Consider the following 22209-nt stretch of genomic DNA (forward strand, 5'->3'; position numbering starts at 1 on the left):
TAGAGGGATTGAAAATGGATAAATTAGAACGGTTAACGAAAAAAGATTTAAATGATTTCTATCAGCTATACTTGTACGCATTTACCAATCCAGATAGTGCGCAACGGCGGGCGTTCTTCGACCACCGTTACCAACACGCCGTAAAGTATGGCATCAGGTATGACGGGAGGTTAGGAAGCGGGATGCTCAGCATCCCCTTTCAGGTCAACTTTCACGGGGTGAAATATAAGATGAACGGGATCGGGGACGTGATGAGTTACCCCGAATACGGGGGCCACGGGGCAATCACTAAGCTAATGCACCAGGCGTTTCAAGATATGCTGGAAGACAAAGTGGCCCTCTCTTACCTAGCGCCGTTTTCGTATGAATTTTACCGTCGGTTTGGTTATGAAGAAGTGTTTGACCAGACGATCTACCAGGTGAAAAATACTGATTTGCCGCGCATTCGGGTAGATTCCAAAGCCGGGACGATGGAACGGCTGAGCCTCAAGGACGCAATTCCGTACATTAAGGAACTCTACAATAACAACCCGGATAGCCACAACGCCGGATTGGTGCGGGCAGACTGGTGGTGGGATTACCTCGTCCTTAAGCATCCACATTGGCAAGTGGGCGTCTACTTTGACGATGCCCATTCCGCGGCCGGGTACGTGATTTACGAAGGAATCGACACCACCTTTTACATCCAAGAAATCATGTACACCAACTGGGAGAGCTTCCAGAATTTGGCCCGGTTTATTTGCCAACACGAGTCGATGTACTTTAATTTTGAGTACGTGAGTGGGGATCCGGTGGGACGTCCGGATATTTTACAAAAGCCTGAAACCGTGAACGTTCAAATTAAGCCGTACATGATGGCCCGGATTATTAATCTAGCCACCTTCGTCCAAGATTATCCATTTTTAAGCAAGGTTAAGAGCATTCGACTGGCGGTCACTGACCAAATGATTCCGGAAAATAACGGAATTTGGCGGCTGATGATCAACAGTCACGGTACGAGTTTTGAAAAAATTAGTGATAACGAAACCAACATGGCGGACATACGTCTCTCGATTCAAGAATTGACCAAGGCGTTCCTCGGCTACCGTTCCTTAGGACATTTGAACCGGGTCGGCGCCATTCGCGGAACGTACGCGGCCATTGAAAGTTTAGATAACGCATTGCGCAAAGAATCCCCAATGTTGTGGGACTACTTCTAAAACCAAAAGTACTTCTCGGGAAGTTTAGCTTCTAGGGAAGTATTTTTTTTGCGATCATGATCGCGAATAGGCGCTCAATTTTCCCCTTAAACTTGATGGAACGCGTAACTTCAAGAAGTCGGAGAAAAAAGTGCACATTACTAACTTTTTGGAAACGATTTAGCTATACTAGACGTGAACCGATTTGATTAATGTTTTTTTGGTTAAAAGGAGGAATTATTATGGCTTTAAAAATTGGTATTATGGTTGGTAGTTTACGAAAGGGCTCCTTTAACCGACTAGTGGCCCAAACGTTTGAAAAGTTACTTCCGCACGACGTGGAACCAGTTTGGATTGAAGTTGGCGATTTACCGTTGTATAACGAAGATTTGGATACGGACAACCCGCCAAAGGCTTGGCAAAATTTGCGGCAGGCGGTTCAAAGCGTGGATGGGGTGATGTTCTTTACTCCCGAATACAACCGTTCGGTTCCCGCGGCGTTGAAAAATGCGATTGACGTAGGTTCCCGACCGATGGGCCAAAACGTCTGGGATGGCAAACCAGCCCTCGTGGTAACGGTCTCCCCTGGTGGAATTGGCGGATTTGGCGCTAACCATCATTTGCGGCAATCGTTGACCTTCGTTAACATGCCGGTATTGCAACAACCCGAAGCTTACATCGGAAACATCATGCAGCACATGGATGGCGACCAAATTGACGAAGCAACCCAAAAATTCTTTAGTCAAATCGTCACGGCGTACTTAAAGTTCTTACACCGGTTTACGGATTAATAAGGCGATTAACAATTTTTAACGAGGCGTTCCCGCATTTGAAGGGAGCGCCTTTTTGGTGGTCGTAAAGTTGGGGGTGGAGTTGCGAAAAATAACCGGGGTACAAATTGAATAGGGTATACAATCACCCAAAAATAAAACATCGCCAAACGATGTTTAATTAGTTTCTACTATATATAAGGGGGCTAAATGGAAAGTTTTCCGTGACTTTCTTGCAAAAGACCGTCGAAAAAGTGTTGGAGAGAAATTTGGCCGTTAGGGACGTCTTCGTGACGCATCTTTTGAATTTCAATGTAGACGTTTTGGTATTCGAAGAGCGCGTTAGCATATTCCAGTAAAATTTCGTTTTCGGAATATTCGTTGCACATTCCGGCCAGGTTGGTGATCCCCACCCGCAACGCTCGTCGAATGCGCTGGTAGACGATTTTCTTTTCGTGCTCGTCGAGTCCCAGGTCGCGTTGGAAGTCGATGCTGGAAAAGGAAATGTTTTGGTCGACCATGATGCGGATAATTTTCAAAATTTCCTTGTTGCCGGTTTCGGACGCGATACCTAGGAAGCGCAAGATGGCGTTGACCCGGTCCATTTGTAACCGGTGTTCGGACTGCGGCCGGTTAAAGGGCGTCACTACTTGCGACGTGATGTTATAAATTTCAGAAAGCTTGCTAATTTGTTGGCAATAGGAGGCCACGAGCCGGGTGACGTGTTTGAATTCCACCGGGCTAATCGGATGTTCTAGGAAGAAATCGATTCCCGCGTGGTAGGCGGATTCCTTAGTAGCAAGATCCTCAGCCGAACTAATCATGATGTAGTGGGGTTTAATCTGGACCTGCTCGAGCCGCTTGATCAATTGAATGCCGACTTCCGGATCGTTGCTGCTAATAATCATGATGTCGACGCGTAATTGGAGCAAATCGTCGTACGCCTGGGTAGGGGAAACCCCGATGCCCACTAGGTTATTATTAAAATCAGCTTCGATGAGATCCCGAATCGTAGTGGTGTGACGGGAATCGTTTTCAAAAAGGTAAAAGTTCATGGTTAAATGGCCTCCTATTATTGAACAATCGTGATGTTTCGTGAAGTAATACGAAACAAAACGTTTTATACAATGTTTATACATCAAGACTATAGAATAATGGAATTTTTTTCAAATCAAACGATCATTTTATCCAAATTATACACTCTGCAATGCAATTTTATACACGTAAAACGTGCCCTATGTCAAGTAAGTACGCGAATTAAAACGATTTCATGGAATTTAAGGTTAAATCTTAAGGTGTCGTGAAACCGCTTACTATCATTATAAGTGTAATAAAGATAAATAGTCACCTTAAGGAGGATGTTTTCAATGGCATTTAATTTACGTAATCGGAGTTTCTTAACTCTTGCAGATTTCAATACTCGCGAAATGGAATACATGCTTAATTTAGCAGAAGATCTTAAAAAGGCAAAGTACGCAGGTACTGAAGGCAAGCGGCTTGCTGGCAAGAACATTGCTTTAATTTTTGAAAAGAGTTCCACACGTACACGTTGTGCTTTCGAAGTTGGAGCAAAGGATGAAGGAGCTCACGTAACATACCTTGGCCCTTCTGGATCACACATTGGTTACAAGGAATCAGTTAAGGATACTGCTCGTGTATTAGGCGGCATGTTCGATGGTATCGAATACCGTGGATTCTCACAACGTTCAGCAGAAACTTTAGCAAAATACTCAGGTGTTCCAGTTTGGAATGGTTTAACTGATGAAGACCACCCAACTCAAGTACTTGCAGACTTCATGACTGCTAAAGAAGTACTTAAGAAGGAATACAAGGACATTAAGTTTGCCTTCGTTGGTGACGGACAAGATAACGTATCAAACGCTTTGATGCTCGGTGCTGCTGTTATGGGTATGGAATACCACGTAGTAACTCCTAAAGAACTTGAACCTACAAAGGAAGTTCTTGACCAAGCAAACGAAATTGCTGCTAAGACTGGTGCTAAGATCGTGGTTACAAACGACATCAAGAGTGGTGTTAAAGGCATGGACGTAATCTACGCTGACGTTTGGGTATCCATGGGTGAACCAGACGAAATGTGGCAAAAACGTATCGACCTATTGAAGCCATACCAAGTAAACAAAGCGGTTATGGACGCAACTGAAAATCCAAACGCAATCTTCGAACACTGCTTACCTGCATTCCACAATACAGACACTGAAGTTGGTAAGAAGATTCAAGAAAAATTCGGCCTTTCTGAAATGGAAGTTACTGACGAAGTCTTTGAAAGTGACCGTTCGGTAGTATTCCAAGAAGCTGAAAACCGGATGCACACCATCAAAGCTGTTATGGTTGCTACATTAGGTGACTAGGAGGTTATCGTAATGACAAAAATGGTAGTTGCCCTCGGTGGCAATGCGCTCGGGAAGAGTCCCGAAGAGCAATTGAAGCTGGTTAAAAACACCGCTTCATCATTAATCGGGCTGATGAATGGCGATAACCAAGTTGTCATTAGTCACGGAAACGGTCCACAAGTTGGACAAATTAACCTTGGAATGAACTACGCGGCCGAACATGGCAAAACCGCAGCATTCCCATTCCCCGAATGTGGGGCAATGAGCCAAGGCTACATTGGTTACCACTTACAACAAAGTTTGCAGAACGAAATTCACCATCGGGGGATGCAAAAAAACGTGGTAACTGCGATCACCCAAATTGCCGTAGACCAAGACGACCCGGCTTTTGAAAAGCCAACTAAGCCGGTCGGTGATTTCTACAGCAAGGAACAGGCTGACCAAATTGCCAAGGAAAAGGGATATACCTTCGTGGAAGACGCTGGTCGCGGCTACCGTCAAGTAGTTGCTTCACCACTTCCAAAGAAGATTATCGAATTAAATAGCATCAAGACGTTGATCGAAAGCGGCGACCTAGTTATCGCTGGTGGCGGTGGCGGGGTTCCTGTTATCGAGACTGACGAAGGCTTAAAAGGGGTTCCGGCCGTAATTGACAAGGACCGTTCTAGCGCCCTTTTGGCTGACAACATTGATGCTGACCAATTAATCATCTTGACAGCGGTAGATTACGTTTACGTAAACTACAACCAACCGGATGAAAAGGCCTTAACATCGTTGAGCGTGGCTGAAGCCCAACAATATATGGACGACGACCAATTTGCTGCTGGAAGCATGTTGCCAAAGATTCAAGCATGCTTGTCCTTCGTAAAAGGCCACCCAGAACGCAAAGCTATCATCACTTCGCTAAGCGGATTGAACGATGCTTTAGCGGGCAAACTCGGCACGGTTATCCACGAATAAATGCGCGTTTAACTTGCTAAACACAGATTTTATAGATAAGGAGTGAATCGACATGACACAAGCAATTCATGTAACCTCAGAAATCGGTAAACTTAAGACGGTTATGTTGCATCGTCCGGGGCGTGAAATTGAAAACATTACGCCGGACTATATGGAACGGTTATTATTTGATGACATTCCATATTTACCAATCGCTCAAGAAGAACACGATTTCTTTGCAAAGACTTTACGCGACCAAGGAATTGAAGTACTTTACTTCTCTAAATTGGCTGCGGAAGCTTTAGCTGACGAAAGTGTTCGTCACGAATTCCTCGAACGCATGATTGCGGAATCTGGCTACGTAGCTGGCGCAACCCATGACGGCTTGATGGAATACTTGTCAGCGATGGACCCACAAACCATGGTAGATCGAATCATCGAAGGGGTTCGTGGTACGGACATCCACATCGCACAACCAGATTTGCAATCGGTTTCAGAAAATACTGAATGGCCATTCTTGATGGACCCAATGCCAAATGCTTACTTTACTCGTGACCCACAAGCATCGATCGGCGACGGAATTTCCATTAACAAGATGACTTTCACCGCTCGGAAACGTGAATCATTGATTACCGAATACATCATCAAGTACCACCCACGCTTTGCTGGCAAAGTTGAAGTATGGCGTGATCGGAACCATGAAACTCACATTGAAGGTGGGGACGAATTGGTACTTAGCGATCACGTATTGGCAATTGGGGTTTCCCAACGGACGACGGCGGACGCCATTGAAGACATCACTCGTCAACTCTTTAAGGACTCTAATTACGATACCGTCATTGCAATTGGTATTCCACACAACCACGCAATGATGCACTTGGATACCGTATTCACCATGATCAACCATGACCAATTTACAGTACATCCAGCAATTCTTGATGGTGACGGCCATGTTGACAACTGGGTATTGCATCCAGATCAAAACGGCGGCATCACGATGGAACATCATACCGACATCAAAGAAGTTTTGAAGAAAGCTTTGAATAAATCTGAAATTGATTTAATTCCAACTGGAAATGGTGATCCAATCGTTGCTCCTCGTGAACAATGGAACGATGGTTCTAACACATTGGCAATTGCTCCAGGTGAGGTTGTAACTTACGACCGGAATTATGTATCAAATGATTTGCTACGCAAACATGGCATCTTAGTTCATGAAGTTCGTTCAAGTGAATTATCACGCGGTCGTGGCGGCCCACGGTGCATGTCCTGCCCAATTGTTCGTGAAGATGTAAAGTAAAAATTAGACGCTAAATGGCAGAAGTGAACTGTGGTATGAATAGCAAAGCAGTTTGCTTTTGCCTTTTTGATTACTAAGTCCAGGAATGGAGTGAATTAATATGGAGAATAAAAACGGAATTGGCCGCCTGGGCCTGACCGCGTTGATCGTTAGTTCATGTATTGGGACCGGGATTTTCGGGATTACCAATACGGTTGCGGCAGCGGCGGCTCCAGGACCCGCCTTACTATCGTGGGTTTTTGTCGGCATCGGCTTTTTGTTACTAGTATTGTCGTTAAATAATTTATCTGAAAAACGTCCGGACCTGGAAGCCGGAATCTTCAGTTACGCGGGGGCCGGATTTGGTCCGCTAGGAGAATTCATCTCCGGCTGGGCCTACTGGCTATCAGCTTGGCTTGGAAACGTGGCCTTCGCGACCATGTTAATGAGCGCGATTGGAACGTTTATCCCGACCTTTAGAGGCGGACAAAACATGCCGTCGATTATTTTAGCAATTATCTTTTGTTGGGCGCTGACCCTCTTGGTTAACCGCGGAGTGGAAAGTGCGTCATTCGTAAACACCATCGGGACCTTCTTCAAGGTCATCCCGTTGTTCTTGTTCATCATCATTACGATCGTCTTCTTTAAGGGACACATGTTTACCACCGACTTCTGGGGGAACGTGGCCAACAACTTCTCCAAGGGAACGGTTACTGGTTCAGTTTTCGACCAGCTTAAAGGAACCCTTTCAACATTGATCTGGGTATTTATCGGGGTTGAAGGTGCGTCCGTTATGGGACACCGGGCTAAAACCCGTAGCCAAGCGCAACAAGCAACCATCATTGGTTTTATCATGTTGTTAGCAATTTACGTAATGATTTCAATCATCCCTTACGGAACCTTGACCCGGGCTCAATTGGCTTCAGCTAGCCAACCGGCGTTAGGAAACGACCTCGAATTGATCGTCGGTCATTGGGGTGCGATGATCATCAACGTTGGTTTGATTATTTCGACCGTGATTTCTTGGCTATCCTGGACCATGTTGCCAGCAGAAACCACCATGTTGATCGCTAAAGACAAGGTAATGCCTTCACTTTGGGGCCGGTTGAACGAGAAAAATGCGCCAACCGCATCCCTTTACATTACCGCGATCTTACAAACAATCTTCTTGTTCTCCTTACTGTTTACTTCGGAAGCTTACAACTTTGCTTACTCGTTAGCTTCGGCGGCAATCCTCTTCTCGTACCTCTTTGTAGGTTTGTACCAAATGAAGTACAGTCACAAACACCAAGAATGGGGACAATTCACGATTGGGTTGCTTTCCGCGCTCTTCATGCTCGCCTGCATGTTCCTGTCCGGATGGCAACAAATGCTATTAGTCTCAATTAGTTTCATCCCCGGCTTCATCATTTACTACCAAGCTGTTCGCGAAGACCATCGCGACCTTGGTGGCAAAGAAAAAGCGGTGATGGGATTAATCCTCCTTTTGAGTGTGGTAGCTATTTATCTCGTGATTAACGGAACTATCGTAGTTGCATAAACATACTAAGAGCTAAAAAATAATTTATTTTACAGTCCATGAATGCAGTGTGCGAAAGCCACTGCATTTTTTTGTATCATTATTAATATATTCATTGAAAACGTGTTTATGAAGGGTTAGTATTAAAATGTAGCTAAAACACTGTAACGCAAATGGAGGATTTTCAATGAATAAGAAAAGAGTTGCGGGTGCTGCTTTAGCAAGTGCCTTATTGTTTGCCCCACTGACACTGCAATCAGCCACCGCGCTAGCCGATAGCTTTTACACTAGTCAAACCAACGCGGAACGGGCCGACATTACTAATTGGGTAGCCAATACTTCCCAAGAAATTAGTAATAACCTCAGTTCCCAACATATTGACGTGAATAATTTACACGGCGACCAATACGTGATCCAATGGGGAGACACTCTTTCAGGAATTTCTAACGCAACGGGAATTTCGGTAGCCAAGTTAGCTTACGACAACCACATCCAAAACATCGACTTGATTTACGCAGGCGACGTTTTGGTATTGAACCGGGATGGCGAAGTACCTAGCGACTGGAGCTATGAAGGTGACGGAAACTACGTCGCAAAGACGAAGGTAACCATCAATAACTTTACCGATAATAGCGACCACTCGGTAAATATTGACGTTTCGCCAGTCTCCAACAAGCACGTTGACAATAGCGATAACAGCGTGAAGAACGAATACGAATCACCAAAGGACCCGCAACCCGACGCTGATGACAAATCATCATCATCTTCTTCGGATAACGCTTCTAAAGAATCTAGTGAAGATGCGGACCAATTGGATGAAACCGACTTCTCAGATGCCATTCAAGATGAAATTAAGGACAAATTGAACTTGGACGATGATCAGTTGACCGTTGACTTTACGGGCAAAGATGCGGATGACGAAAGCGAGGACGCCGACTCTACCGACGATGACGTTGACACAGATTCCGACTCCGACTCTGATTCTGATACGGACACCCTTTATGACGATGACCAAACCGTCTCGATAGGCAGTGACCAATTAACTGAAAAGAACGCTAAGAAATTAGCTGATAAAATTGTTGCACAATTAAAGGACGACGATAAGGATAAGGACGTTACCGACGCTGACGAAATCGAATTGACGATTACGGCGGACGACGGCGACTTCACCTTCAACGTAAGTTTGACGTCGGATGACGACTCAGATAGTGATGACACGGCCGATACTGACGACGAAGACAGCAGTGACGTTGATAGCGAATCATCCGATGATGAAGATGCCGATAGTTCTGAAGACGAAGACAGCAACGAAGACGATTCGGATACCGATAGCGATGAAGACAGCGACTCGCAAGATGACGAAAGCGACGAAGATGAAGACAGTAACCAAGCTGTAGATACGAACGCGGACGTTGAAGACGACGATGTCGAATAATTAACGAGAGGGATTGTTGATTAAATGAAGAAGAAAAAATGGACCATTTTCGGGCTGATCGTTGCCGTATTGCTAATTGTCGGCGGGGGCGTCTACTGGAATATGAGCCACTCCGTAGCAAAGAAGATTCCAGGCAATACTTACGTTTACCAGAGTTTATCCAAGGATAAGTCGTTGTACGTGACCTTTGCGAAGAATGGCGACCACGTGGTGGTTAGTTCCAATAAAGCTAGTGCAAAGAAGGCCGGGCAAAGTGCAAGTAGTTTTGACCGGGAATATAAAGCACAGGAAAAGAACGCTTCGTGGAGCTATAAAGCCGAAGGGGGTACCTTGACGTTGGCGGAAGAAACCAAGGACGGGCAGGTTTCCCAATGGCAATACAACCACATTCTGGCAACCAACAAAAAGTTCACCGCGGGAAGCTTTACTTACCAAATTGCTAAGGCGGGCCAAGGCCAAGTTAAGCATAAGGTAGTTTTCGAAAAGGTGTCGTAATGCCGAGCGTTCGACAATAATAAGCAACCGTGAAATTAGAATAAAATTTGGGAATGGAAGTTTTTAGCTGCTTAGCTAAAGGCTTCCATTTTTTTGCCAAAGTTTAAGGTAAAAACGGGTGGTCTTTAGAAAAAAATCAAAAATATGAAAGTTAACTAGCAATTTAGCCGCTTTACGAACTTTCTATGAACAATAAATCGTTTTCCGTCAGCGAGTTTCATAAAAAGATTCAAAAAAGCTCCCACCTTTTTCATTTTCAAACCACATTTCCCCGATAAACTACAGCAATGTTCATATCAATAAAGGAGATGGTCTGTAGTGAAAAAAATTCGGGGATGGCTAATTTTTGCGGTTGTTTTAGTGGTCGCGTTGGTTGCGGTCGCGGGGTGGGAATACACCGTGCACTCCAAAACCGACCTACTATCCGAAGAGCAAATTATTAAAAATCTGGGAACGCAGTTAGTTACCGAGAATAGCACCACCGCCTTAACCAAAAAGTACGCTAAAATTGTTAAAGATGGCGACTATGATTTAAAAAATCCATACATAAAGGTGAATCCGTACAAGACTTCACCATTAACGGCGTTGGTATACTTTAAAACGCCGGAAAAAGCTAAAGTTAGCTACACGATTGAAGGAAAATCGGACAAGACCTCAATCACTAATTCGGTGAAGGGGTACCAAACTAAGCACCAGTTACCGATTGTCGGCTTATATGCGGACTACGAAAATACTGTAAAAATTACCGTGAAGTACCAATCCGGTAAAAAAGAAACTCGCACAATTAAAATCAAGACCGGCAAGTTACCGAAGTACCTCGACCAAAATGACGTCAAGGTGACGAAGAACGATAAGTCGAAGATGCAAATTGGTGATAACGAGCTGACCCTGGTCGACCGGACCGCTAAACAAGTTTACGCGATCGACGCCGACGGCCAGATTCGCTGGTACTCCACCAACTGGAACCAGCACATGTTCGAACAGCTCAAGAACGGTCACATCATGGTCTTAAACAAGAGTTCCGAAAATGGGAAATACAACCTTCTCACGGAAACCGACTATCTAGGACGGATTTACCGGCAATATTCCTTTGACGGCACCCTCGGCGGCAACCTTAGTCACGAGGTAACCGTAATTCATCACGACATTGCCGAACTGCCAAACGGGAATTTATTGCTGACGGTTTCGGACGGAAGTAAATATACCGAAGATACGGTCGTGGAACTGAACCGGAAGACTGGTAAAATTGTGCGGGTGCTCGACTTTAAGCAAATCTTACCGGCTTCAATGTACCAAGATAGCAAGCAAAAGGCTAGTGACGGCAACATTGGTACCGATTGGCTGCACATTAACGCGCTCGACTATAATTCCAAGACGGGCAAACTGCTGGTTTCGGCGCGGAACCAAGATTTAGTTATGCAGTTAGATTACGCTACCGGTAAGCTCGACTGGGTCTTCTCGGGGAAGGACAAGAATAGTTGGCCGGTGAAATATCGTAATAAGGTTCTGAGTCCGACTGGCAATACCAAGGTTACCGGCGGACAACACGGCGTCTACCTTCTCGACCAAAAGGGCGACCAGGAAACCATCATGTTGTATGACAATAACATTGCCGTACAAAACGGGGATAAAAAGACTTCCGGGAAGTATTCCGCCGCCACGGTTTACCAAATTGACCAGCAAAAGAAGACCGTTACCCAAAAATGGTCGTACGGGGAATCACTGGGGCAGGCAAACTTTACGCCAATCATCGGTTATGCGCAGCGATTAGCTAACGGAAATACCTTGATTAATTTTGGCTACAAAAACGACGGAAAGGAATCGAACATCGTGGAAGTTGACGGCGACGGAAACCAGGTCTTTAACGCGACCTTGAGTAATAATCCGGCCGACAAGACCTACGCTTACCGGGCCTACCGGATTCAGTTCTACCCGCCGAACTACCATTTTGACGTAACCAAATAATTTACCAAAAAGACTTGAAGTTGACGCTACGGCAACTCGTATAATGTTTTTGAGGAGGTGAGGGGATGTATTCCATCCAAGATTTAGCCAAGTTGGCGGGGATTAGCTCGCGAACGTTACGGTATTATGACCAGATCGGGCTATTGGTGCCGGCCCGCCGAACCAATGCAGGGACCCGCTGGTATACGAAAGCCCAGGTGAATGAGTTGCAGCGCATTTTATTTTTTAAAACGTTGGACGTCCCGCTTGCAACCATTCGGACAATCATGGCGCAACCGTTGGCGACACAAATTGTGGCTTTGGAAAGCCAACGCCGCCGGATCGCGGAAAAGCAACGCCGGCTCCAAGATTTGGACTTGGCAATCACCTCCTCCATCAAAATGTTAAGGGGAGTGGGCAAAATGAGTGATAGTGAAAAGTTCAGCAGTTTAAAGGCCCAAAGATTGGCGGAAAACGAAAGTCAATTTGGTCAAGAAATTCGGCAAAAATACGGCGAAAAGGCGGTAGAAGTCGCCAACCAACACTACCTAGCGCTTTCGGAAACCCAATTACACAGGGCGGACGCGCTTGAAAAAGAGTTGGGCGCCTTGTTGCGGGAGGCGTTAACGCAGGATAGCGAAGCTACTAGGACGGCGATTTTTACCACCCATCAGGAGTGGCTCAAGATCATGGTCGGTAAACGGTATTCGCCAGCCTATCACCAAAGCTTAGCGCAAATGTACCAAGCTGACGAACGTTTCCAAAAGCACTACGACGAGTTGGCGGACCAAGCGGGCGCTGGTCAATTGTTGAGTGAAGTGATTTTGGCGAAGCTGCGGTAATTGGCAAAGTTGCCAATGAATTTGAAAGTTGTTATGATGTCCTTAAATTAAAAAAATAAGAAATCACCACCGGGTGGTTGGCATTTGTAAAGCTCATTAGGTCTGAGAAGAGCTTTACAGATGCCTTTTTTGTTTAGGAGGAGATTTTAATGACGTGGATATATTTGGTAGTTGCCGGAATTCTGGAAGTGGTGTGGGCCACGGCGCTGAAAATGAGCCAGGGGTTTAGCCAATTCGGGGCAAGCGTGGTGACGGTGGTCGGCATGATTCTCAGTTTTGTCTTTTTGGGTTTGGCGGTAAAACACTTGCCATTAAGTTTGGCGTACCCGATTTGGACGGGAATTGGGGCGGTCGGCTCAATTCTAGTGGGGGTAATTTGCTTTAGGGACCGCCTCCCAGCAATTACGTGGCTGTTTGTAGCATTGCTAGTGATCGGGATTATTGGAATAAAGGTGACGAGTGGAAAATAAAAGAGCGCTCCGGAACCCGGGTAGCTCATGAGGATTAACATAATTAAAGGACTAATCGCGGTTTAGGCGATTAGTCCTTTAATTGGGTTAACCGGAGGGAGCTGGGTTCCAGAGCGCGTTTCGACTATGGCGGCAGTAGAACTTCAGAAATTAAGGGATTAATCGCGGGTTAGGCGATTGATCCCTTAATTGGGTTAACCGGAGGGGGCTAGGCTTTTTCGCGCGTTTCGACTATGACGGCAGTAGAACGTTTAGAATTAAGGGACTAATCGCGGGTTAGGCGATTGGTCCTTTAATTGGGTTAACCGGAGGGAGCTGGGTTCCAGAGCGCGTTTTGACTATGTAGCAGTAGAACTTCTATAAAAAATTAAAATAGCGTTCTTATTCTTTATGTAGTACATTTGTGCTACAATGCAATGGTAGATAAAGATAAATTATTATTTTTAAAGCGAAAGGAGATTCAATTAATATGGCAAGTTCAACAAAAACAAAGTCATTGAGAATTAATGCTAACCTTGCAGATGCCATTAATGATTATCTAGCAGTTACTGGTGAAAGTTTTAACAGCTTTGCTCAACAAGCATTAGCCGAAAAAGTGGAAGATATTTTAGATTTACAAGATTACAATAACGCCATTAAAGAAGATGATGGAACTAGATATACAATGGACGAAGTAGCTAAGGAATTGGGAATCGAGCGTGAAAAACAAAAATGACTTACAAAGTCTTATTCAGCAAGAACGCACGTAAGCAATTAAAAAAGCTTGACCCGGCCGTTGCTAGAACCCTTTTTCGATGGATAGACAAAAATTTGGATGGTTGCGAGGATCCGCGTATACATGGCAAGGGATTAACAGCTAATCGTTCAAGTGAATGGCGTTATCGTGTTGGCAAGTACCGAATTATTGCAAAAATTGTTGATGATGAATTGATCATCAACGTAATTAAAGTTGGTCTGCGGAATAATGTTTATACAGATAGAAAATAAAAGAGCGCGACAAAGTCCGGGTAACTCTTGAGGACTAACGGAATTGGGGGATTAATCGCGATTTAGGCGATTGATCCCCCAATTTGGTTAGCCGCAGGGAGTTGGACTTTTTCGCGCGTTTCGACTACGGCGGCAGTAGAACCACCCCCATGTACCAAAAAAAGCACAAACCGGCATCAGCCCAGCTTGCGCTCCAAAATTAATTTATAAAGTACCGCCCGGATTGCCATCTCTAAAGGCGAGAAAGATTGGACGGCTTCGTCGAGGTGTGCGATTTCGTGATTGAAAATGTGCACGAATTCGTTGAAGTGGGCTTCGACCTCGTCAGTTGCCAGTAGCGATTTGATGGTGTCCAAACTAAAACTAGTTTTCAAAACGCTAATCATCATGATTAACGCAAGGTGTTCCGCGGTGTATTTTTTCTTGAGCGGGTGCGGAACGAGACCCATTTTTACGTAACTGTTGATCATGGTTTTAGTGATTTCAGCGTTGAGGATGGGTTTTAGGTAACGGTTGGTCTCTTGAATGACCTGGTCCATGTACAGCGCTAAATCGGGGAATTCGTGGTAGGCGGGTAAGCGTAGCTGCTTAAAATCACCCAACCACTTTTGATAGTCTTCTGTATTCATTGCATAAACCTCCAAAAATATCATAACATAGTATATGGGTAAATAGATAATGATTACGCTTTACGTAGAATGCGATTCTATGTATAATGAGGTTATTCAAAGGATACAAAACGGGGGGACTAAAAATGCAGAAAGTTGAAAGAAGCCAAGTGGTCTATGAGATCTGGAACGCGATTACCCACGGGGTCGCCTTTGTAGCTAGTCTGGGGCTAGTCGCATTGCTAATTATGAAATCGATTTCGAACGGATTACCGACGCGGGACACGGTTAGCCTAGTGGTTTACGGCATCACGTTGCTGTCGTTATACTTAGCGTCCACGTTGTTTCACTGCCTCGCGTTCACGAAGGCTAAACGAGTTTTCCAGATACTGGATCACAGCAACATTTTCTTACTAATTGCGGGAACTTATACGCCGTATTGCATGATTTTTTTAACCCGCCGGACGGGGATCATCATGTTAAGCGCGATTTGGACGATGGCAATTGCCGGCATCATCACCCACATTTTAAGTAAGGGACGTTTTCAAAAGGTGGAAACGACCATCTACGTGGTGATGGGCTGGCTGTGCTTGTTGGCGGGGAAGACCCTTTACGCCAATTTGTCGCCATTAGGCTTTTGGTTGCTGGTCGCCGGTGGAGTAACCTTCACCGTCGGCGCAATTATATATAGTTTCCCTAAAATTCCGGGACTGCACCTCATCTGGCACTTCTTCGTAATGGCGGGAACGACAATGATGTTTGTATCTATTTACGTAAATATCTGAAAATAATTGAATATTTATTCGATAGCGAAAAAGAAAGCGGCACCGTTAATAACCGGTGCCGTTTTTTATTTGTGCTATTTTTGGTTCAATTACCGAAACGGGTCACGATTTTTAATTTCATCAACCCCATTGAAAGACAATTTTGGTGAATAGTTAAAACGTTTTACTAAAAAGAGGCTAAAATATTTTTTAAAAAGTTTTCGGGTACGATAAACGTTGATATGACGGGCTTAATTCTAAAATTATTTGTGAAAATGGACACTTTTTGGCAAAAATTTCAATCTTATCGGTTGACAGAAAACACCTTGTAGAATATGATTTAGACATTAACTTAGAAGAAGCTAATACATAACATTAATTATACATAATGATATTGTAATGCTTCCATAAGTTAAAATTAATAAGGATTAGGGGGGATTCTAAATGAATAAGAATCCAAAAAACCACAAAGGTGTGGTAGATAGTAAAGTTAGTAACTTTAAGATGTACAAGGTAAATAAGCACTGGGTCTTTGCGTCCGCTTTGATGCTATCAATGCTTGGAGCAGGAATGATGCAGACCGATACCGCTGCACACGCGGATTCTACTAACGAACCACAAGTAGAAATGATGCAAAAATCCGCGCAGAAATCTGCGGAAGTTAAAGCAGATCAGCCGGCAGCGCCAGTTGAAAAAGCGGCAACTGCGGCAAGCAGCGCGGCACCAAGTTCGGCAGCACCGGCTAAGGAAGCGCAATCTTCAGCAACAAATGATAGCGCTATCAAAGATGCGCAAAGCGCAGCACCTAGCAGCGCAGCACCGGCCAAGGCAGATAACGCCGCAGCTAAGGACGAACAAAAGGCTGCACCAGCAAGCAATGCGGCTAAAGAAGAAAAAGCCGCACCAGCAAGCAACGCAGCAAAAGATGCGCAAAAGGCTGATAAAGCTAGTTCAGCAGCTCCAACCTCTAACGCATCGTCGGCAGCTGCAAAGCCAGCCGCTGATAGCAAAGCAGCGGAAAGCAACGATTCTTCAGCAGCTCAACCAGCGGCTAAGGATTCGGATGCTAAATCCGACGCAGATAAAAAAGTTGACGCACCAACGGACCAAATTGATACAACAGATGTAACTGCAGGCGAAGATGGACAAGATTTGAAGGACGATGCGGCTGCAAAGGCGGCTGGTGACGTTAAAGAGAATAGCGAAAATAAAGACGTTAATAATAAAAAGAGCGTCGATAAAGAAAAGGATGCCAAAGATAATAATTCCGTTGGCGACTCGCCTTTAGGAGACGGTGATTTGACTATTAATGGCTCAGCCGTTGATGGATTGACACGGAATTCCGACGGTACCTATAGTGGCGACCTTGATTTCCATTTTGATGCGTCATCGGTAGATGTGGCCCTTTTCGCTGATTCAAACACCGTAATACAAATTCCACCAGAATTGCGTGATCTATTTAATAAGATTAATGCATCGGGGAACTGGACTAAATACTTTAGTGGAAGAGGAAGCTTTAAAGTTTACATCACCATTGTGCCGTATGTAGTTAACTGGGATCTCAGTAATAGTGACTTCTCATTTGACGGCTCTAATTTAATTTTGAGAAACGCTAGAATTGGTGCTGATGTAGGAAGAAGAGAGTTAACCCTTGATTTTAATTTCGATTTAGGAAAAGCCGTTAATGATTTTAAGGCTGATATTCCAGATTCCAGCAACTACTACCACTTTAAGAGTGCTTTAGTAGATACCAACAGTATTATTGATTGGCCAATAATTGGAAGTGCAGCAGGGGAAGCAAGCCTTTCTACTAACCAATTAATGCCACATCCTGATGCAGTGGACGCACCAACCATTAATGGCATTGTGGAAGGCGACAAAACAATCAGTGGTAAGGGAATTCCAGGCGCGACAGTTAACGTATCCTTTGCGGATGGATCTCCAATTGGTTCAACCATCGTAGATTCAAACGGAAACTGGACAATTAGTACCGGCCACATAGATCTAAAAGGTGGCGAAGTAATTTCAGCTAACCAAACGGTGGATGGCGTAACTAGTCCGAACACATATCAGACTGTTGAATCTAAAGAAGACGTTACTGCCCCAGTCATCAACGACATTATGGAAGGCGACACCGTAATTACCGGTAAAGGAATCCCGGGTGCAACGGTTGACGTAACCTTTGCGGATGGGGCTCCAATTGGTTCGACCATCGTAGATTCAAACGGAAACTGGACAATTAGTGCCGGCCACGTAGACTTAAAAGCTGGCGACGAAATCACTGCAAAACAAACGGTAGATGGTATAAGCAGTGACGAAGCTCACCAAACGGTTAAAGCTAAGGAAGACGTTACTGCTCCAGTGATTAACGACATTATGGAAGGCGACACCGTAATTACTGGTAAAGGAATCCCGGGTGCGACAGTTGACGTAACCTTTGCGGATGGTACGGTAATCGGCTCAACTGTGGTAGATTCGAACGGCAACTGGTCGGTAAGTACTAGCCACGTCAACCTTAAAGCGGGCGACGAAATCACTGCAAAACAAACGGTAGATGGTATAAGCAGTGACGAAGCCCATCAAACGGTTAAAGCGAACCAAGAAGTAACTGCCCCAGTGATCGACGACATTACTGAAGGCGACAAGGTAATTACTGGTAAGGGAATTCCAGGCGCTGAAGTTACCGTAACGTTTGCGGATGGTACGCCAATTGGTACGGCAATCGTTGATTCGAACGGCAACTGGTCCGTAAGCACCGCCCACATTGATCTTCAAGCAGGCGATGAAATTACGGCTAAACAAACGGTAGACGGGGTAACGAGTGACGAAGCCCATCAAACGGTTAAGGCAAACCAAGAAGTAACTGCTCCAGTCATCAACGACATCACCGAAGGCGACAAAACAATCACTGGTAAAGGAATCCCAGGCGCTGAGGTGAAAGTAACCTTCGCAGATGGAACCTTCATCGGTACCGCAACGGTTGATGCAGATGGCAATTGGTCGGTCAATACTTCCCACGTTAACTTACAAGCGGGCGACGAAATTACCGCAAAACAAACGGTGGATGGTGTAAGCAGTGACGAAGCCCATCAAACGGTTAAAGCTAAACAAGAAGTAACTGCTCCAGTCATTAACGACATTACGGAAGGTGATCGTGCAATCACCGGGACCGGAATTCCAGGCGCGACAGTAACGGTAACCTTTGCGGATGGTACGCCAATTGGCACGGCAACGGTTGATGCAAACGGAAACTGGTCGGTCAACACCTCCCACGTTAACTTACAAGCAGGCGATGAAATCACCGCAACCCAAGAAATAAACGGGGTAACTAGTGATCCCGGAAGTCAAACGGTTAAAGCGAGACAAGAAGTGACTGCTCCAGTGTTTAACGACGTAACCGAAGGCGACAGCGTGATCACTGGTAAAGGAATTCCCGGCGCTGAAGTAACCGTAAGCTTTGCGGACGGAACCCCAATCGGTACGGCAATCGTAGACTCCAACGGAAACTGGTCAATAAGTACCGGCCACGTGGCTCTCAACGCTGGTGACGAACTTACAGCTAAACAAACGGTTAACGGAGTAACTAGTGAGGAAAGTAATACGACCGTTAAAGCTAGGGAGGAAGTGACTGCTCCAGTGTTTAACGACGTAACCGAAGGCGACAGCGTGATCACTGGTAAAGGGATTCCCGGCGCTGAAGTAACCGTAAGCTTTGCTGATGGGACCGTAATTGGGACCGCAACGGTTGATGCGGATGGAAACTGGTCGGTGAGCACTGCCCACATCAGCTTGAAGGCTGGTGAGGAACTTACCGCTACGCAAACCATTAATGGAATTACTAGTAAGGAAGGCAACACTACCGTTAAGGCGAAGGTAGTGGTGGACGCGCCGGACATTAACAAGGTAACCGCGGGCGACCGGACCATCTCTGGTAAGGGAAAGCCTGGCGCAACGGTTAACGTAACCCTGGACGACGGTACCGTAATTGGTACGGCCACGGTCGATGCAGATGGCAATTGGACGGTCAACGTTCCCGGCGCAATTAACCTAAAGGAAGGCAACGTGGTTACCGCTACGCAAACCTTCGACGGGGTGACGAGTGAAAAAAGCAGCCGGCCGGTGGATCCTAAACCGGTAGTTGAAGCTCCGCATATCAATAAGATTACGGAAGGTGACCCTGTCATCACCGGAACCGGTATCCCAGGTGCCGAAGTAACCGTAACCCTTGCAGACGGGACCGTCATCGGTACGGCGACCGTAGATGAAGATGGCAACTGGTCGGTAAACGTGGGCGATGTTGAACTTCAATCTGGTAAGGTAGTTAACGCCGTTCAGACGGTAAATGGGGTAACTAGTAAGCAAGATAGTCGGGTTGTAGACCCTAAAAGAGAAATCGACGCCCCGGTAATCGGGCACGTGAAGGAAGGCGATCGTACGATTAGAGGAACTGGAAAACCAGGTGCAACGGTAGACGTGACCCTGGACGACGGCACCGTAATTGGTTCCGCAACGGTTAATGACGAAGGAACCTGGTCGGTGAACGTACCGGATGGCATCGAGCTAAAGGAAGGAAACATAATTAACGCGACCCAGACTTTCGACGGGGTAACTAGTGAAAAAGGCCAACGGACAGTTGATCCACGAGAAGACGTTAAAGCTCCGGAAATCAAACCAATCACGGAAGGGGATTCAGAGATTACCGGAAGAGGAATCCCAGGTGCGACGGTAACGGTAAGCTTTGACGACGGCACCGTGATCGGCACGGCGACGGTCGATGAAAACGGCAACTGGTCAATCAGCACTTCCCACATCAATATGCAAGCGGGCGATAAGATTGACGCGTACCAAACGGTTAATGGCACTTCTAGTGATAAGAGCAGCCAAATCGTTAAAGCAAAAGTTGATGCACCAGTAATTGGCGCAGTAGATGAAAACAGCACAAAAATTACCGGAACTGGACGTCCCGGTGCCACGGTCAACGTTTATAAGGATGACGGCACCGTGATCGGCACGGCAACGGTCGACAAAGATGGTAACTGGTCGGTAGATGTACCGGCGGGGGTAACCTTAACTGCCGGTGACCAGGTGGTCGCGACCCAAACCTTCGACGGGGTGACGAGTAAGGAGGGCAGCCAAACCGTTAAAGCGGTGGTCGACGCTCCCGACATCAACGCCGTAACGGCGGGTGATCGCACGATTACTGGAAAAGGCCGTCCCGGCGCAACGGTTGACGTATCCTTAGCAAACGGGACCGTGATCGGTTCGACAACCGTCGACGAAAACGGTAACTGGTCGATCGACGTCCCCGAAGGGGTCAACTTAACCGATACCGACGTCATCAACGCCACCCAAACCTTTGACGGGGTAACGAGTGAGCAAAGCAATCGGAAAGTGGATCCGCAACAACAAATCAAGCCGCCACATATCAACAATGTTCCAAATGACGCACTTTCCATCACCGGAACCGGGACACCCGGCGCGACGGTTACCGTAACCCTCGCCGATGGCACCGTGATTGGCACGGCGGTGGTCGACGAAAACGGCGACTGGTCGGTGGATATCCCAGGCGGAATCTACTTAAATGTAGGTGGCGAAATCGACGCCACCCAAACCCTTGATGGGGTTACCAGCGACGTGGGCCACACCAACGTGGTGCCAAAAGTTCCAGCAATTACGCCCCCAGAGGCGGGTGCGCGGGTAATCCAAGGTGTAGGAATCCCAGGCGCGACGGTTAACGTCTACGCGGCGGACGGTACGTTAATTGGCACGGCAACGGCCGACGACTTTGGCAACTGGTCGATCGACGTGCCGGCCGGCATCGACCTACAGGATGGTGATGAAATCACCGCGGTTCAGATTGTTGACGGGTACGAGAGTGACCCTATAACGGCAACTGTCGGTGGTGCGAACTAAATAACTAAAGAATTGCTACCATAATAATGTAATAAGTGTTCAGGTCAGGAAAAAATTCGCTAAAGGAATTTTTTCCTGATTTTTTTTGCGTGCTGGTAGTTGAGTTGGGCCCTGTGTCGGGATTTAGAAAAAAAGCAAAAAAAGTGAGAATAAAAAGTACCGTTGACGGTGTATCTTGAGCATAAGTATGAAAATAAATAGGGTTTAATATAAAGGATGGTGATGATTTACCCGACGTATTTTTGTTAATTATCCGTTACTTAGCATAGTCTTAATAAGAAAATGTTTAAAAACTTTCCGTAAAGGAACGTTTTGTAATTTATGGGCGAAGCACCTTCGCGAAAAAAAGCGTGACGCCGCCGATAAGTTTGTCACCAGTTAATTTTCTCAACGAAGTACTTAAGTTCAACAATTTCCTTTTCCCGCACCAAACGGAAAAAAATTGGGAAGGTTTACCTAAGTTTTCCGGATACACTCTTAAGTAGATTCAAAGGTAATTTTTTTCGAAAAAGTTTGGTCAGCCGCAGGGGTTTGCGAAGGGAGCGTTCGGTAATGGAAACAAGGATACGGGTCCCAATTGGTAAAGCAGGTAGTTTAGGTCTGGAAAATTGGTTAGCGGGTGGTCCCCGACCACGTCCGGATCCGCCGGGGGTTATCAAAAGACCCCGGGGCGCAGGAGCAGATTAATTAACCAGCACGACTGGGTAGGTTATTT

The 22209-nt window shown here is 45.9% G+C and carries 18 protein-coding genes; 16 read left to right on the forward strand and 2 right to left on the reverse strand.

Going from position 1 to position 22209, the window contains the following annotated elements; genetic code table 11:
* Positions 1-14: 14 nt before the first annotated feature.
* Positions 15-1199 (forward strand): GNAT family N-acetyltransferase, encoded by a 1185-nt coding sequence (locus NYR25_00110; protein ID UWF33849.1) that lies wholly within the window; start codon positions 15-17, stop codon positions 1197-1199.
* 221 nt (positions 1200-1420) lie between these two features.
* The gene (locus tag NYR25_00115) at positions 1421-1969 is read left to right on the forward strand and encodes an NAD(P)H-dependent oxidoreductase (GenBank protein UWF33850.1); all 549 of its coding nucleotides are present in this window, start codon (positions 1421-1423) and stop codon (positions 1967-1969) included.
* Between the two features lie 185 nt (positions 1970-2154).
* Here NYR25_00115 and NYR25_00120 read toward each other — a convergent pair whose 3' ends face one another.
* Positions 2155-3003, reverse strand: a complete 849-nt coding sequence (locus NYR25_00120) for a response regulator (protein ID UWF33851.1) — start codon at positions 3001-3003, stop codon at positions 2155-2157.
* A 312-nt stretch (positions 3004-3315) separates the two neighbouring features.
* Between NYR25_00120 and argF the strand changes: the two genes are divergently transcribed.
* The 11 genes from argF (at position 3316) to NYR25_00175 (ending at position 14209) form a co-directional block, all read left to right on the forward strand.
* The gene (argF, locus tag NYR25_00125) at positions 3316-4317 is read left to right on the forward strand and encodes an ornithine carbamoyltransferase (GenBank protein ID UWF33852.1); all 1002 of its coding nucleotides are present in this window, start codon (positions 3316-3318) and stop codon (positions 4315-4317) included.
* 12 nt (positions 4318-4329) lie between these two features.
* On the forward strand, positions 4330-5259 hold the full coding sequence (gene arcC, locus NYR25_00130) for a carbamate kinase (GenBank protein UWF33853.1): 930 nt from the start codon (positions 4330-4332) through the stop codon (positions 5257-5259).
* A gap of 52 nt (positions 5260-5311) precedes the next feature.
* Entirely contained in the window at positions 5312-6538 is a 1227-nt protein-coding gene (gene arcA, locus NYR25_00135) for an arginine deiminase (protein UWF33854.1), read from the forward strand.
* Positions 6539-6638: 100 nt separating this feature from the next.
* Positions 6639-8057: a basic amino acid/polyamine antiporter gene (locus NYR25_00140; protein UWF33855.1), complete on the forward strand. Its 1419-nt coding sequence runs from the start codon at positions 6639-6641 to the stop codon at positions 8055-8057.
* 166 nt (positions 8058-8223) lie between these two features.
* Positions 8224-9471, forward strand: a complete 1248-nt coding sequence (locus NYR25_00145) for a LysM peptidoglycan-binding domain-containing protein (GenBank protein UWF33856.1) — start codon at positions 8224-8226, stop codon at positions 9469-9471.
* 24 nt (positions 9472-9495) lie between these two features.
* Entirely contained in the window at positions 9496-9966 is a 471-nt protein-coding gene (locus NYR25_00150) for a hypothetical protein (protein ID UWF33857.1), read from the forward strand.
* 318 nt (positions 9967-10284) lie between these two features.
* Positions 10285-11931, forward strand: coding sequence for an aryl-sulfate sulfotransferase (locus tag NYR25_00155; GenBank protein UWF33858.1), 1647 nt, complete (start codon positions 10285-10287; stop codon positions 11929-11931).
* A gap of 65 nt (positions 11932-11996) precedes the next feature.
* The gene (locus NYR25_00160) at positions 11997-12752 is read left to right on the forward strand and encodes a MerR family transcriptional regulator (protein UWF33859.1); all 756 of its coding nucleotides are present in this window, start codon (positions 11997-11999) and stop codon (positions 12750-12752) included.
* Between the two features lie 149 nt (positions 12753-12901).
* Positions 12902-13222 carry a multidrug efflux SMR transporter gene (locus tag NYR25_00165; GenBank protein ID UWF33860.1) on the forward strand — a complete coding sequence of 107 codons (321 nt, stop codon included), beginning with the start codon at positions 12902-12904 and terminating at the stop codon, positions 13220-13222.
* A 469-nt stretch (positions 13223-13691) separates the two neighbouring features.
* Positions 13692-13937, forward strand: a complete 246-nt coding sequence (locus tag NYR25_00170) for a DUF6290 family protein (protein UWF33861.1) — start codon at positions 13692-13694, stop codon at positions 13935-13937.
* A complete protein-coding gene (locus NYR25_00175; GenBank protein ID UWF33862.1) occupies positions 13934-14209 on the forward strand; it encodes a type II toxin-antitoxin system RelE/ParE family toxin in 276 nt (91 codons plus the stop codon). Before NYR25_00170 ends, NYR25_00175 begins: the two co-directional genes overlap by 4 nt.
* Positions 14210-14385: 176 nt before the next feature.
* On the opposite strand, the gene NYR25_00180 is transcribed toward NYR25_00175, so the two are convergent.
* The gene (locus tag NYR25_00180; GenBank protein UWF33863.1) at positions 14386-14838 is read right to left on the reverse strand and encodes a DUF1836 domain-containing protein; all 453 of its coding nucleotides are present in this window, start codon (positions 14836-14838) and stop codon (positions 14386-14388) included.
* A gap of 125 nt (positions 14839-14963) precedes the next feature.
* Between NYR25_00180 and NYR25_00185 the strand changes: the two genes are divergently transcribed.
* The 3 genes from NYR25_00185 (at position 14964) to NYR25_00195 (ending at position 22181) form a co-directional block, all read left to right on the forward strand.
* Entirely contained in the window at positions 14964-15602 is a 639-nt protein-coding gene (locus NYR25_00185; protein ID UWF33864.1) for a hemolysin III family protein, read from the forward strand.
* Positions 15603-16025: 423 nt separating this feature from the next.
* Positions 16026-21494 carry an Ig-like domain-containing protein gene (locus tag NYR25_00190; protein ID UWF33865.1) on the forward strand — a complete coding sequence of 1823 codons (5469 nt, stop codon included), beginning with the start codon at positions 16026-16028 and terminating at the stop codon, positions 21492-21494.
* A gap of 552 nt (positions 21495-22046) precedes the next feature.
* Entirely contained in the window at positions 22047-22181 is a 135-nt protein-coding gene (locus NYR25_00195; GenBank protein UWF33866.1) for a hypothetical protein, read from the forward strand.
* Positions 22182-22209 lie beyond the last annotated feature (28 nt).

The sequence above is a fragment of the Pediococcus acidilactici genome (assembly GCA_024970065.1).
Taxonomy (GTDB): domain Bacteria; phylum Bacillota; class Bacilli; order Lactobacillales; family Lactobacillaceae; genus Pediococcus; species Pediococcus acidilactici_A.

Bases quoted from the DNA above. Each gene is read 5' to 3' on its own strand.
- NYR25_00185 (UWF33864.1), top strand. From the start codon at position 14,964: ATGCAGAAAGTTGAAAGAAGCCAAGTGGTCTATGAGATCTGGAACGCG.
- NYR25_00170 (UWF33861.1), top strand. From the start codon at position 13,692: ATGGCAAGTTCAACAAAAACAAAGTCATTGAGAATTAATGCTAACCTT.
- NYR25_00180 (UWF33863.1), bottom strand. From the start codon at position 14,838: ATGAATACAGAAGACTATCAAAAGTGGTTGGGTGATTTTAAGCAGCTA.
- NYR25_00140 (UWF33855.1), top strand. From the start codon at position 6,639: ATGGAGAATAAAAACGGAATTGGCCGCCTGGGCCTGACCGCGTTGATC.
- arcC (UWF33853.1), top strand. From the start codon at position 4,330: ATGACAAAAATGGTAGTTGCCCTCGGTGGCAATGCGCTCGGGAAGAGT.
- arcA (UWF33854.1), top strand. From the start codon at position 5,312: ATGACACAAGCAATTCATGTAACCTCAGAAATCGGTAAACTTAAGACG.
- NYR25_00115 (UWF33850.1), top strand. From the start codon at position 1,421: ATGGCTTTAAAAATTGGTATTATGGTTGGTAGTTTACGAAAGGGCTCC.
- NYR25_00165 (UWF33860.1), top strand. From the start codon at position 12,902: ATGACGTGGATATATTTGGTAGTTGCCGGAATTCTGGAAGTGGTGTGG.
- argF (UWF33852.1), top strand. From the start codon at position 3,316: ATGGCATTTAATTTACGTAATCGGAGTTTCTTAACTCTTGCAGATTTC.
- NYR25_00190 (UWF33865.1), top strand. From the start codon at position 16,026: ATGAATAAGAATCCAAAAAACCACAAAGGTGTGGTAGATAGTAAAGTT.
- NYR25_00150 (UWF33857.1), top strand. From the start codon at position 9,496: ATGAAGAAGAAAAAATGGACCATTTTCGGGCTGATCGTTGCCGTATTG.
- NYR25_00160 (UWF33859.1), top strand. From the start codon at position 11,997: ATGTATTCCATCCAAGATTTAGCCAAGTTGGCGGGGATTAGCTCGCGA.
- NYR25_00120 (UWF33851.1), bottom strand. From the start codon at position 3,003: ATGAACTTTTACCTTTTTGAAAACGATTCCCGTCACACCACTACGATT.
- NYR25_00145 (UWF33856.1), top strand. From the start codon at position 8,224: ATGAATAAGAAAAGAGTTGCGGGTGCTGCTTTAGCAAGTGCCTTATTG.
- NYR25_00175 (UWF33862.1), top strand. From the start codon at position 13,934: ATGACTTACAAAGTCTTATTCAGCAAGAACGCACGTAAGCAATTAAAA.
- NYR25_00110 (UWF33849.1), top strand. From the start codon at position 15: ATGGATAAATTAGAACGGTTAACGAAAAAAGATTTAAATGATTTCTAT.
- NYR25_00195 (UWF33866.1), top strand. From the start codon at position 22,047: ATGGAAACAAGGATACGGGTCCCAATTGGTAAAGCAGGTAGTTTAGGT.